This window comes from Streptomyces sp. BRA346 (assembly GCF_052851135.1).
This window is the reverse complement of sequence record NZ_JAIWIH010000083.1, coordinates 1-11,835: the sequence shown is the minus strand read 5'-3', so window position 1 is coordinate 11,835 and position 11,835 is coordinate 1. Positions and strand designations below refer to the sequence as shown.

13 protein-coding genes are annotated in these 11,835 nt (G+C 65.8%); 2 read left to right on the top strand and 11 right to left on the bottom strand.

From position 1 onward, the window contains the following. Positions 1 to 176 precede the first annotated feature (176 nt). From LCH29_RS42965 to LCH29_RS42935, 7 genes are all read right to left on the bottom strand, one after another. Entirely contained in the window at positions 177 to 1,451 is a 1,275-nt protein-coding gene (locus LCH29_RS42965; protein ID WP_446467120.1) for a site-specific integrase, read from the bottom strand. Further along, the gene (locus LCH29_RS42960) at positions 1,451 to 1,633 is read right to left on the bottom strand and encodes a helix-turn-helix domain-containing protein (protein WP_382954674.1); all 183 of its coding nucleotides are present in this window, start codon (positions 1,631 to 1,633) and stop codon (positions 1,451 to 1,453) included. Before LCH29_RS42960 ends, LCH29_RS42965 begins: the two co-directional genes overlap by 1 nt. Then, positions 1,630 to 3,093 (bottom strand): replication initiator, encoded by a 1,464-nt coding sequence (locus LCH29_RS42955; protein ID WP_446467119.1) that lies wholly within the window; start codon positions 3,091 to 3,093, stop codon positions 1,630 to 1,632. Before LCH29_RS42955 ends, LCH29_RS42960 begins: the two co-directional genes overlap by 4 nt. Before the next feature lie 132 nt (positions 3,094 to 3,225). After that, the gene (locus tag LCH29_RS42950; RefSeq protein WP_446467118.1) at positions 3,226 to 3,906 is read right to left on the bottom strand and encodes a DUF2637 domain-containing protein; all 681 of its coding nucleotides are present in this window, start codon (positions 3,904 to 3,906) and stop codon (positions 3,226 to 3,228) included. Positions 3,907 to 3,948: 42 nt separating this feature from the next. Continuing rightward, positions 3,949 to 5,328 (bottom strand): FtsK/SpoIIIE domain-containing protein, encoded by a 1,380-nt coding sequence (locus tag LCH29_RS42945; RefSeq protein ID WP_446467117.1) that lies wholly within the window; start codon positions 5,326 to 5,328, stop codon positions 3,949 to 3,951. Beyond that, positions 5,325 to 5,519 carry a hypothetical protein gene (locus LCH29_RS42940; protein WP_446467116.1) on the bottom strand — a complete coding sequence of 65 codons (195 nt, stop codon included), beginning with the start codon at positions 5,517 to 5,519 and terminating at the stop codon, positions 5,325 to 5,327. Before LCH29_RS42940 ends, LCH29_RS42945 begins: the two co-directional genes overlap by 4 nt. After that, the gene (locus tag LCH29_RS42935; RefSeq protein WP_446467115.1) at positions 5,516 to 5,863 is read right to left on the bottom strand and encodes an SCO3933 family regulatory protein; all 348 of its coding nucleotides are present in this window, start codon (positions 5,861 to 5,863) and stop codon (positions 5,516 to 5,518) included. Before LCH29_RS42935 ends, LCH29_RS42940 begins: the two co-directional genes overlap by 4 nt. A 155-nt stretch (positions 5,864 to 6,018) precedes the next feature. Here LCH29_RS42935 and LCH29_RS42930 point away from each other — a divergent pair, with 155 nt between their 5' ends. After that, positions 6,019 to 6,450 (top strand): GntR family transcriptional regulator, encoded by a 432-nt coding sequence (locus LCH29_RS42930; RefSeq protein ID WP_446467114.1) that lies wholly within the window; start codon positions 6,019 to 6,021, stop codon positions 6,448 to 6,450. On the opposite strand, the gene LCH29_RS42925 is transcribed toward LCH29_RS42930, so the two are convergent. From LCH29_RS42925 to LCH29_RS42915, 3 genes are all read right to left on the bottom strand, one after another. Continuing rightward, entirely contained in the window at positions 6,437 to 6,574 is a 138-nt protein-coding gene (locus tag LCH29_RS42925) for a hypothetical protein (RefSeq protein WP_446467113.1), read from the bottom strand. The genes LCH29_RS42930 and LCH29_RS42925 overlap by 14 nt on opposite strands. A gap of 1,067 nt (positions 6,575 to 7,641) precedes the next feature. Then, positions 7,642 to 7,986: a DUF6415 family natural product biosynthesis protein gene (locus LCH29_RS42920; protein WP_446467112.1), complete on the bottom strand. Its 345-nt coding sequence runs from the start codon at positions 7,984 to 7,986 to the stop codon at positions 7,642 to 7,644. Between the two features lie 117 nt (positions 7,987 to 8,103). Then, a complete protein-coding gene (locus LCH29_RS42915; protein ID WP_446467111.1) occupies positions 8,104 to 9,306 on the bottom strand; it encodes a helix-turn-helix domain-containing protein in 1,203 nt (400 codons plus the stop codon). A gap of 120 nt (positions 9,307 to 9,426) precedes the next feature. Here LCH29_RS42915 and LCH29_RS42910 point away from each other — a divergent pair, with 120 nt between their 5' ends. Then, a complete protein-coding gene (locus LCH29_RS42910; RefSeq protein WP_446467110.1) occupies positions 9,427 to 9,900 on the top strand; it encodes an NUDIX domain-containing protein in 474 nt (157 codons plus the stop codon). Here the strand turns inward: LCH29_RS42910 and LCH29_RS42905 are convergent. Continuing rightward, positions 9,806 to 11,491: a hypothetical protein gene (locus LCH29_RS42905; RefSeq protein WP_446467109.1), complete on the bottom strand. Its 1,686-nt coding sequence runs from the start codon at positions 11,489 to 11,491 to the stop codon at positions 9,806 to 9,808. The genes LCH29_RS42910 and LCH29_RS42905 overlap by 95 nt on opposite strands. Positions 11,492 to 11,835 lie beyond the last annotated feature (344 nt).

The following is an 11,835-nucleotide window of genomic DNA, read 5'->3' as shown; positions in this document are numbered from 1 at the left end:
CATCGCCAGACCCTGCCCCCGAGGTCATGCCGATGTCTTGAGACACCCCATTCCGATGTCCTGAGCGAGCACACTGCCGAGCGCGCAGCAGCTCAGAGGGCCCTTCCAGAGATGGAAGGGCCCTCTTGCATTTCCTGTTGACGGCGGTCGTTGACGGCAACCGCCGAGCGCTCCGATCAGATGGCGACCAGGGCGCCACCCGCGCCGTCGTCATCGTCTGGGCCGTTGCCGTCACGCAAGGCATCGCCGACGCGGTCGAAGGCGGAGCGCTGCGACTCCAGCCGGACGAAGGTGTAGATGTCCATCGTCACGCGGATCGAGCTGTGCCCGAGGACTTCCATGATCATTCGAGCGTCGGCCCCCTGCTCGTGGAGCAGCGACGCGCAGGTGTGCCGGAGGTCATGGAAGCGGACGCGGCGGACCCCTGCCTTGTCGCACAGGAGGGTGAAGGCGCGGTTGAGGTTGCGCGGCTCGATCGGTGTCCCGTTCTTCGTGGTGAAGACAAGGTCGCTGCCGCCGCCCTTCCACTTCTCTCCCGCCGCCAGCCGATCCCCGCGCTGCTGGGCACGACGGGCCCGGAGCGCCGTCACGCATTCGTCGGGCAGTGCCACCCGCCGGGCCGACCGCTGAGTCTTCGGGGCGGCGATCAGCAGTTCCCCGCCAACGCGCTGGAGGGTCTGCCGGATGGTGACCGTCCCGTCCGCCAGGTCCACGTCCTTCCACCGGAGGCCCAGGACCTCGCCGCGCCGCAGACCGATCCGTACGGCCAGCTCGTACACCGCCCAGAGCCGGTTGCCACGCGCCGCCGCCAGGAGCTGACGTCCTTCCTCCACGGTCAGCGGCTCTATCTCGCGCTTGGTGCCCATGCTCAGCTCCACGTTCTTGGCCACGTTGCGCGGCAACTCGTCCTCGCGTACGGCGTGCTCCAGCGCGGCCCGCAGCAGCACCAGGAGGAACCGCACGGTCCGATCGGACGGGTACGACTTGCAGCACTTGCCCAGGGCGCAGCAGCGGCGTTTCCGTTCCGGGCGCGCCTTGTCCTTCCCCTGGGCGCAGCACTGGCACGTACGGGCCGTGGCGGCGAGGAAGGCCCGGATGTCCCGTGCGGTGAGCCGTGTCAGCTTCTTCTTCCCGAGGCCCGGAGCCAGGTAGTTCCGCACGAGGGAGTCGTAAGCGGCGTACGTGGCCGGACGGACCTTGATGCGTGCGACGTTGGCCAGCCAGTACGTCAGGAAGTCGCCCAGGCTCTGTTTGCTCGTGGCGATGGGAAGTCCGTTGTTGGAGTCGGCCTTGAGCCTGGTCAGCTTGTCGTGGGCGTCATCCCAGGTCTTCCCGTAGACGCTGCGTCGCTTGTGCGTGCCGTCGGCCGTCAGGACGTACGCGATGCCCTCCCAGCGCCCATCCTTGCGCTGGTAGATGCTTCCCCCGCCGTTCGCGTTCTTCTTGCCCATCAGGCGGCCTCTCGTTCGGTCTGGCGTGCGATGTAGTCGTGCAGAGCGGTTTCGGTGATGCGTCGGCAGCGGCCGATGGTCAGAGAGGCCAGCTCGCGGGAACGGATGAGGTTGTAGACCGTCCAGCGGCTCACCTGGAGCCGGGCGGCGACCTGGTCCACGTTGAGCAGTCCCGGAGTCACAGCCAGGGGTCTCCTTCGGTCTTGCGGCGTTCGGCTTGGTCTCGGGCTTGGGTGAGGTCGTGGCGTACCTGGGCGGCGAGGAGTTCTTCGCCGGGGCTGTAGCCGGAGGCCAGGTATTGCCAGTGGGAGACAACGAGGGTGGTCTCGTCGTTGATCTCGGGCCGGTCGTCTGCGGCGCGGGCTTGCTCGGTGCGCCAGGCTTGGCGGATGTCGCGGAGTGCGCCGAGGGTGGTGGAGTAGTGGCGGGATTTGCTGGAGAAGTGGCCTCGGAAGCCGAGCATGTGGGCCCACTTCCAGAGCTTGAGTTCGGCGAACTCCGGTAGGTGGCCGAGGTTCCAGGCGGTGCGGATCATCTGGCGGACGTGGCTGTGCACGCGCAGGTCCGCGATGGGCTCGGACTGCCCGGTGCCGTCGCACTGCTCGCACAGGTCCCGGAAGCCGTCCGGACCGCGCTGGTAGCCGCGTCCGGCGCAGTGGGCACAGCGCAGGGAGCGATCCACTGTGCCGGAGTCCTCAGCGCTCTTGGTGGCGTACTTTGCGACGTAGGCCGCGACCTTCTGGTCCGTTAGCTCGCCGTCCCCGAGGGCCGCGATCTCGCGGATGTCGATCTGATCGCCCCAGGTGAGTTCTCGTTCGCCGATGGCGTCGGAGGCCACGGTGATCACGGCCCGTTCACGCGCCTTCTTGATGACGTGGGTGAGGGCGTCCGAGGTGGCCCACGCGGGTGGAGGCTGATTGCTGCCTTCGGGGCCGTCGAGGCGGATCACGGCGTGGAAGTGGACCAGGCCGCGCTTCTGGTACTCGGCGACCTTGGCGAAGGAGACGCGAAGCGCCGCGTTCAGTGCCTTCTGGGTGATGCCTAGGTGGGCGGCCAGTTCGCGGCGCAGGTAGGTGGTGAAGCGGGCCCACAGCGCACCAGCGTGGGCGTTCCACAGCACGGCTCCGGCGTAGTCGTAGGTGGCCGGAGACAGCGGCGTGCCCAACGCGGGGTCGTCGGTGGGGTGGCGTTGGCCGCAGCGGCAGGCCAGAGTCTCGCCCGCCTCGGTGGTGAGCCGGTTGTGGACCGGCCCAAACGACGGCGCGGTGAGGGTGACGAACAGCCGAGGGTGGCTGCGGACGGTCTCCGGCACGTCCTTGCCGCCGGAGAGTCCGGCCCGGATCAGGTGGTAGGTGTCAGCGGCGTACAGGCGCGAGCAGGACGGGCAGCGGGAGGAGCGGCGGTTGCCGCAAGCGGTCAGCAGGCGCCCGGTGGGTTCGTCGGCGGTGCTGTACGAGCGGAGCACGGTGTCCGTCGCGGTGTCGCGGGTCTCGGTCGAGCCGACAAGCTGCACGGGCCGGGTGCAGCCGCGGATTTGGTGGATCTGGTCTTGGACGCGGTCGAAGCCGGGGTGGTGGGCGAGGTGGATGAGATCCCGCAGGGCCAGGCTCGCCACGTGGCGCAGGTCCAAGGGGGCTTTCACGGGTGGTGCGTCCTTTCGGGGAAGAGGGCCCCGGGCAGCACTGGGCCAGGGCTGCGGGTGCTGCTCGGGGCATGACGGACAAAGCCCGGTCGGGGCTGAGGATCTGGGGTGCCGGAACGGCCGGCGGGGGGATTAGGCGGAGAGCTGGGCGTGCGCGGCGGTGGCCAGCGGCAGCGCGACGCCGAGACGGGTCCGGAGCTGGGCCGCAGTGATGGGCTCGCCGTGTTCGGCCTGGTAGGTGTCGGCGATGGTGCGGGCCGCCTTCAGCAGCGGAGCGGGCACCGTGACTGCCGGAGAAGTCTCCGACTTGGGCCTGACTGGGCGCGCTACCGGTTCGGGTGCCGGGCCAGGCTCGGGGACCGGGCCCTTCTCAACCGGAGCGGAAGGCGCTGCCGTGGTCGGGGCGGTGTGGGCCACGGTGTGGAAGTGGCGTAGCAGCTGCGGGCCGACGGCTCCCCAGCCCAGGAGGAGGAGTGGGGCGACCGCATCCACGGCGGCACGGCCGTAGTGTCCGGCGACGATGGGTTCAGCGATGTTGAGGGCCAGGGTCAGCAGCCCGGACAGGTGCATCAGCCGCGTGGCGCCCTTGATGTGCTCGGCGGGGACGCCGCGCAGGGACAGGTAGCGCAGGGCTACCAGGAGGCCGACGACGGACAGGTCGACCATGGGAGCGATCAGCGGCGCAATGGGCGCCGGGACGCCGAGGCGTAGGGCCAGGGCCCAGACGTTGCCGAAGGAGAAGACGAACGCCAGGGCCGCGATGATGCCCATGACCACAGTCACGGTGCGCTGAGTGATCCGGTCCTCAGACATGGGGGATTCACCTCCTTCCGGGTGTCGGCTGGTCGAAGATCGTCACTTGGTGAGGAGGACCGGTGCCCCGGGTCCGCTGGACAGTTGGTCGTTGAGGAGGTCGGCGGGGTCGCGGGTCAGGTGGGAGGTGTCGGCGGCGATGCGGGCTGCGTCCGCGTCGGCCACGTAGGGGGTGCGGATACGGGTGAACCCGGGACGTCCCTGGTGAGCCATCGAGGCCACGCCGACGTAGGCTGGGTCCTGGAGCGCGGTTGGGTTGGCGTCCGGCCAGTTGCGGATGTCCTCCCCCAGTGCGACCACGGCTGCCTCAGCGGTCTTCTGCGCGAAGGACAGGCCCACTGGGCACACGTCCCGGATGAAGGTGGGGATGGCATCCCCGGTCGCTTTCTGGGTCGCGATGATCACGAGGATGCCGACGCTCCGGCCCTTCTTCACCAGGTCCTCAACCAGCCGGGCGTTCTCGGCGGCGAGCGCGGCGAGCTTCTTGGTCTGCGGGTCCGAGCCCTTGTAGTCGCGGAAGTAGGTGTGTGCCTCATCCACGATGAGCACGGTCAACGGCCAAGCCTCCGAGGGTCCGACGTGCCACATGTTCTTCACGCCCAGCAGGGCACGGATGGACGCCGAGCGGTCCCGCCGCAGCGTCACCAGCCGCTTGAACAGCGTGTTCGCCTCCCCGAGGTCATCGCCGACGAACGCGAACGCCCGCTGCGCCAGGTCGGCGTAGTCGCCCTCATCCGATGAGGTCACCTTCCCGTCCGCCACCGCGTACTGAATCGCCGCCGAGGGCGCCGTATCGCACAGGAGCCGGTTCACCAGCGAGGTCTTGCCGAAGCCGGGCAGCCCGGCCACGGTGACCCCGGGCACGTCCGACAGGCTCACACTCACCGGCTGCGCGTACTCGTCCAACCCCAGGCGCCACACCGCCAGTTCCTCCGGCACCTCACCGGTAGGGGTGTGCTCGGTCGGCACGACCAGCGGATCAACCCGCACCCCACGGATCACGAGCTGCCCCGGGGCGTCCGGCAGGACGGAGACCCGCGTACACCGCCAGGCGTCGGCCAGGTACGGTGCTGCCCGCTGGAACTCCGCAAGGCTGACCTTGGGCAGGCACACCGCCCGGACCAGGACGCCGTAGCGGTCGGCTGTGACCTTGATCTTCGGGATGAGGACCTTGGTCTTCGGCACCTTCCCGTCCGGCGCCACGATCACGGCCGGGGGAGTTTTGTCGGTCACCGACAGCCCGGCCATCGGAGCCAGCCGACGCCATCCCCGGCGGACGCGGATGGCCTGCCGGATGCTGGCCCGCGTCATCTTGTCGGCCCGGATGTAGCGCACCATCCACCACAGGGCCCATACGAGGGTCAGGGCCAGGGCCGCCCCGGCCAGAGCCGGGGCAGACCCGATGATTTCTCCCACAGTCACAGTGCGTCCTTGTAGAGGAATCGGTACAGGGATATGCGCAGTTCCAGCAGGTCACGGCCGGAGGTGAACTTCGGGTAGCCGTGCGCCTCGATCACCTCGGCCACGTCCAGCGCCAGGCCGTTGGTGAACCGCGAATCGTGGTCCCCGCTCTCCGGGGTGACTGGGTAGGACCGTTCGGGAGCGGCCGTCACTTGGCCACCCCCGCAAGCTCCACCTTCGCCGCCCGGTAGGCCACGCCCTCGGACAACTGGCCGTTGAAGACGCGCGCCCACGGGGTGGCGAACAGGTCCGTCACCCGCACCGGGGTGCCCGGCTGGAGACCGTCCGGCAGACCGCTCTCCGGAACGGTGAGCTTCATCTGCTCCGCCCGGCCCTCCTCCATGAGGAACACGGTCAGCGTGTGCAGGAACTCGCCGGTGTCGCGGTCGGTGGCGAGAGCCCCGGACTCCGGGTCCTTCACCTTCGGCACCGGGGCGGTGCCAGCGATGAACTGAGTCGAGGGCAGCAGCCCCACGCGGATACGGGTCATAGCCATGCCTTTTGCTCCCTTTCGTTGCCAGCCGCTTGTGCGGCCGGGCCACCAACTATGAGGTAGCTAGGCTAGCCAGGTCAAGTGAGCTAGGTATCTGGGTTCAAGGAGTCTGCGGGATAGGTGGGCTAACTAGGGCTAACTCGGGCTACCCTGGGCTCATGACGCCGCCGAGCCACGATCCACGCCCGCCGTACCAGCAGGCAGCCGAGGCCATCCGGAGCGACATCAAGGCGGGCAAGATCAAGCCGGGGGAACAGCTCCCGTCGCACCGTGAGCTGCAAGAGCGGTTCGGCATCGCCAACATGACCGCCCGCAGCGCACTGCGCGTGCTCCGCGATGAGGGCTTGATCTACACCGTGCAGGGGCGCGGCAGCTACGTAGCCGACGTGGTCGGCCCCGGTGGCGAGCAGATCGAGATCAAGCGATACACATCGCCCGCGTCGGCAATCCGAGCGGGTGTGGACCCGGCGGATATTGAGACCGCCGGATCTCTCACCGAAGCACTACTAGAGGTCCGGGAACAGCTCCGCACCCTGAACGCGGAGGTGCAGACCCTCAAGCAGGAAGTCGCCGACCTCAAGTCGCGATAGGCCCAGTAGACGGCCGTTCCTTGATCCGAGCCATCTCGGAGCGTACGTCTTCCAACTCCCCGCGCAGACGCTCAGCCATGGCCGCGATCTCGGCCAGCAGTTCCCGCTCCTGCTCGGTCAGCACCAGTTCCCCCTTGTTTGCTGCGCGTTGGCTGCGCGCACCCCGCATTGCGATCCTTCCTGGCTTTCCTTGCCCGAGCTGTTCAGAGTTTCTTTACTGGATCAAGGCGGCCCGCTTGCGCGGGCCGCGCGCGCTGGCGGCCCGTGGCCGCCGCCCGCTCCTGTCTGCCGCCCCGCTCAGCGGCGCCCCCGGGCCACTCAGCGCGCCACCCCGCATCAGCGCACCACCAGCAACAGCCGAGCCCGTACGCCCCGCCGATCGCAGCGGACACGCAGAAGCAGCGGCACGACCAGGTCCACGCGCCCAACCGGCCAGCCGTCGAAGGGCGGCTACGCGAGGCGGTTTACATGGCCAGCCGTCCGCCGACTGCGGCCCTCGCTGTTGTGCGCGTAGGAACGGCCAGCAGCGAGGGAGGGGAGCCCGCGCATGAGGCAGGTCGGTCGTCGTCCCCGGTTCGATGTGGTCGGCCGCCGTACTGCCGCCATCACGGATGCGGCTGCGTGAGCAGACGTGCCGCGCCGGATGTGGCGGGTGGGGAGCAGCTGCTGCCGCGCGGTGGTTCGGCCCGTCGTGGTCGCTCCGCGTCGGTGCCCGTATCGCCGTGGCTGGCCAGCGTGTCGTCAACGTTTCGGGTATCGCCAGCGTCGAACCCACCTCGCCGTGCGTGCCTCGCACGTGTCACCATCCCTTTCTTCACGTCGACTCATCCGGGGCAAGGCAGTGCGAAAGCGAGCACGACGACGCCCCCGGTACCATCGGCACCGGGGTCCTGAACAGGGACTCTCCACCGGACCACCCCGCGCCTGCCAGGGTTTGAGGGGTGGTCCGGTTTGCTTGTGCGGTTGTTGTGCGCGGTCCGGCTCCCTTCCCGCGGAACGGGTTGGAGCGAGCAAGGGAGCCGGACCGCTGACAGCGGACGGTGCAGTGTCCGCCGCCGCCCTCGGAGCGATGGGTGACATCTGCGGAATGGCGAACGGGACGACGTCCACCACACAGTCACCACGCCCGAGGGCTGGGCCGGGAGCTGCGGGTTCTTCTCCATGGGCAGCAGCTCCCGCCCGGTCTTCAGGTCACCGGTCGCGCTCCTGCACGAGCCCGGCGTTGTTGAGCAGGAACTGACACGTGTAGCCCAGGCTGCGCACGTGCCAGTCGGCCGATTGCAGGCCTGAGCCAAGGCCCTGGGCCATCTCGTGGGGGATGGTGTTTAACCTGCTGCGCTTCTCGTACCAAGCCACGGTGCCCCGGTTCAGCCTGTCGACCTGCTTCTCTGCCAGCGGCAAGAGCGTCTGAACGTGCTCCAGCAGCGTCTTGTGCAGATCACGCAGTTCCTCGTACGGGGGCAGTACCGTCCGCTTGACCAAGGCACGGGCGATCGCGTCCCCGATCTTGGCTACGTCTACTTGGTCAACATCCACGGGCGGGCAACCTCCCCAGGCGCAAGCGGGCTTGGATGAGGAAACCGTAGGAACCAAACACGGGGTGGACCCGGAGAAAAATTCCGGGTCCACCCCGCGAGGTCGAGAAGTCAGCGACTAATCGAGCGCGCCAAGCCCCAATGCGAGTTCGCGGACGTCGCGGCGTGGACTGCGCTTGTACAGCCGACGTGCCAGGTCACGGGCGAATCCATGCGCCCGCATCTGCTCAGGGGCGTTCTTGTAAGCCCGCTTCAGGTGATCGATTGCGTCGTCTGTCCTTCCGGCCTCCCCGTAAGCCCGAGCGACGTCGAGACGTGCCCTCGCTCGCCGTTCCAGAGGGAGCCCGGCGGGCTTCACTCTTGGAGCTATGTCGACGGCCAGTTGCACGTCTTCGAACTCAAGCGCCAGCGCCAGGCGGTGAATCTCGACGTTGGATGGACCGAAGGACGTCCACATCTCGTTGGCGTCGCCACCGAGTCGATCGGCTGCCTGCTGAGCCTTATCGATCATGCGGTCGGCCAGAGGGCGGTCACGCAGACGTGCCGCCGCCACGGACCCGTTCAGCAGGAGCGTCCCGTAGAGGGACAGCGCGACGGGCGACGTCTCCCACCATCCCTTGGGCAGGTCAGTGGCAGCGTCCTGCGTGACGCTCACTGCTTCCGCTGCCAGCCCGGCGCCGAGCTGGACGTGTGCGACGCACCGACGGAGCGCGACGATGGCGGTCAGGTCCCCTGACGCACTGGCGGCGACATCTCCCTGATCCGCAGCCGTCCAGGCGAGGTTGGTCTCACCCAGCTTGCGGAGAAAGGCCGCTGTGACATGGCATGTCAGGGCGAACAGCCTCAGAGCCTCGGCCCTGTCCTTCCCGGCGGAATGCTCCTGGGTGGCGACACGCGCGTCTGCCAGCAGCGAGGGAAGGCACGAGGCCAGCTTCGCGTACTGGGCGTGCTGGTACAGGTCCCAGGCGTCGTTGACTTCCACGGTAAGTCGCTCCAGGCGGAGCGGTTCGCGGGCGTCGTAGAGGGCGCCGGCCAGCCGCCGGGACTGCATGAGGGCTGCGCGGATGGCGGGCACGCTGCCCGCGTGGTCTTCGTTGTCGTCCAGGAGCGTCGGGGCCCCTTGCAGATCTTCCACGTGGACCCGGAGGGCGTCCGCCAGGTCCGCCAGCATCTTGACGTTGTTCACCGGGATGGTTCCGGCCTCGACCCGGTACACCCAGTCTTCGGAACGGTTGAGCAGTTCGCCGAGCTGCCATTGATGGAGGCCGCGACGCTGTCGGTAGAACTTCACGCGCTTGCCGAACGGACGGCGGTCAGTCATGCCACGCACCGTTTTGATCACCTCACTCTGGTCAGCCGAGTGTCACACGCTGAGCTGCGCCCCTGGTAGGTGGCCACACCGGCCCCAGGGGTTCGGGACCACGGCCAGTAGGCTCGCGGCATGTCCGAGAACGAGCAGGTACAGCGGATGGCACGGCCGCGCATGGCAGCAGGCGCCTTGTTCTTCGACGCCCAAGGCCGCGTCCTGTTGGTCCGGCCCTCGTACAAGCCGATGTGGGAGATCCCCGGCGGGTACATCGAGACGGGGGAGTCGCCTCTGTCCGCGTGCCGACGCGAGGTCGAGGAGGAGCTAGGCATTCGGCCGCCTATCGGGTCGCTGCTCGTGATCGACTGGGCCCCGAACGACGCTGAGGGGGACAAGGTGCTGTACCTGTTTGACGGCGGGGAACTGAGCGCGGAGACGGTAGCGAAGTTTAAGCTCGCCCCTGACGAGTTGCTGGCTGCTGATTTCCACGCTGTGGAAGATTTCGATCAGCTCCTTATCCCCCGACTCGCTCGCCGAGCGAATCAGGCCGTGGCCGCACGGATCCATGGACACCCGGTGTATCTGGAACACGGCGGGGCGCCGTCTTAGTAGGCTTCGGTGGGGAATCTACTGTTTTAATGTGGTGTACCGTGAAGAATGCGAATGCCATAATCAGCAGTACGGCAATTTCGCCCAAAAGGAAAGCTTGTCGCTTGCGACGCAACCGCGAATTCAGCGTTGAAGTATCTTTTGTGAGCAAGAAAGAGGCGGCGAAAGCGACAGGGATGAGGAAGATAGCCGCGTCTCCTGCGGACAAGCCATGCCTGAATACTCCGTATGAGTTATTTCCGGCCTCGTCGTACTCGGCCATTCCCCGCAGAAGCAGAAGAATAATTCCATATCCTGCAACAATGATCGTTAGCCAAAGCCAGCATGAAGTCAATCTTGTTAGTTTGAGTGGGATCCCGATAAAGATGTGACTGGTGCGTGGTTCGGTTGAGTCGTGTCGCAAGTACAGTTCTGGAGTAGATTGCTCTTCATCAGCTGGGGTTTGAATCTGTTCTAGCTTTTGATCTGTCACTTGGTAGTGAGCCCCCAAGCGAACCGCATTATCCTCTGTATGAATGCTGATGTGGTTGGTTTTGGCGTCCCCGAAAGACACCATTTTCCATACCTTGTTTTGTAGGTATGTAGACGGTCCTCCGTCTCTGTAGGGTGCGAAGTAGACAGGCCTTTTTTCTTTGATGGTGATGGTGAACGGCTTGTCCTTCGGTACCGTGCACTTCGCAAATACGGTCCATTGAAGGCCGTATGATGAGTAGGTGTACAGCAACCTCTTTGCAGCCTCGGCTTGCTCTGCCACGCAGGGTCTTTCGTCATCGGCCGCAGATTTTGCGCCACACAGGAACGAGTGCAATTTCCCAAGTAGTTCCGTTACATTAGCACCCTTTGTCGACGGTGTTAGAGGGCCCGCTTTTTGCAGTTCATCGAAGTAATGGGGGAGGGCAATCAAAGGGCTTCCTGTGGCGCTCAGGTGATCAATTAGGGCGAAATTCTCGACGAGTTCACTGATCGACTCCGAGTTCATCTTCCATTCATTATAAACGCGTCTGCTGAAGTGTGGCATGCATTTGTTGCCGTCGAACCTAGACTTCAAATACTCGTATGTGGGATCCGGGTCTGTGGCGATTTTCTTAAGCTTCTTAAGCCAACTGCGCGGTGGTTCGTGGTGACTTTTCCAGAGCTCGCCGTAGTTTTTTGAAGGGTAGTAGAACAAGGCGGTGATTAGGTCGGTCAGCGCAGGGTCGAATGTCAACCCCGCTTGCTCTGCTAGATTGCGAATATGTGCCGTTTGAATTCTTGCGCTATCGTCCATCGGTAGTCGATACACATAATTATTTGCGACCTTGATGTGAAGGTCAATGATGGGGACCGCAGGAAGGTCGGTAAGGGGGAGGGTTAGAGTTACTTCCGAAGCGTTTGAGCGTTGGTCCCACAAGGCGCGGTACAAGTCAGGAACTTCTCTTGCGACCTCGTTTAGTGGAATTACGTGAATATCGCGTTCCCGTTCCGACCATAGTGCGCTTGATAGCTCGACTCGTTCAACAGCGCGGATTCGCCACGCAGGGAGGTCCGCCAGCAATGCAAGGGTCGCGCGTTCGATGCGCGCAAGGTTCCTTTTGGGAGTTTTCTTTTCCATGCCATCAGTCTTCGCTAGATGGTATGTGCCTGCCAGTTATACTCCGCTGTTTGGAGGGCATCATCCGGACCAGAACTCTGATGCATCCTTGTGGCCCAGAGACAATGATGGAGCAGCGCGTAGATCATGTCGGGTCATGTGACGGCAACGCTGACGGCAACGGCGGCGCACGATGCCCGCCAGCGGCTCGCCATGAGCACCAGGCTGGACCGGTGCCGAGGCCCGCACCAGCACCCCGCCCGAACCTACGGATCAAGAGGTTGCAGGTTCGAATCCTGCCGAGCGCGCAGTGTGATGTCGCAGGACATCGGAATGACCCCGAACCCACGATTGGGTTCGGGGTC

Excerpts from the sequence above, each read along its gene's own strand:
- LCH29_RS42965 (WP_446467120.1), bottom strand. The coding sequence starts at position 1,451 with ATGGGCAAGAAGAACGCGAACGGCGGGGGAAGCATCTACCAGCGCAAG.
- LCH29_RS42950 (WP_446467118.1), bottom strand. The coding sequence starts at position 3,906 with ATGTCTGAGGACCGGATCACTCAGCGCACCGTGACTGTGGTCATGGGC.
- LCH29_RS42935 (WP_446467115.1), bottom strand. The coding sequence starts at position 5,863 with ATGGCTATGACCCGTATCCGCGTGGGGCTGCTGCCCTCGACTCAGTTC.
- LCH29_RS42930 (WP_446467114.1), top strand. The coding sequence starts at position 6,019 with ATGACGCCGCCGAGCCACGATCCACGCCCGCCGTACCAGCAGGCAGCC.
- LCH29_RS42915 (WP_446467111.1), bottom strand. The coding sequence starts at position 9,306 with ATGACTGACCGCCGTCCGTTCGGCAAGCGCGTGAAGTTCTACCGACAG.
- LCH29_RS42910 (WP_446467110.1), top strand. The coding sequence starts at position 9,427 with ATGTCCGAGAACGAGCAGGTACAGCGGATGGCACGGCCGCGCATGGCA.
- LCH29_RS42905 (WP_446467109.1), bottom strand. The coding sequence starts at position 11,491 with ATGGAAAAGAAAACTCCCAAAAGGAACCTTGCGCGCATCGAACGCGCG.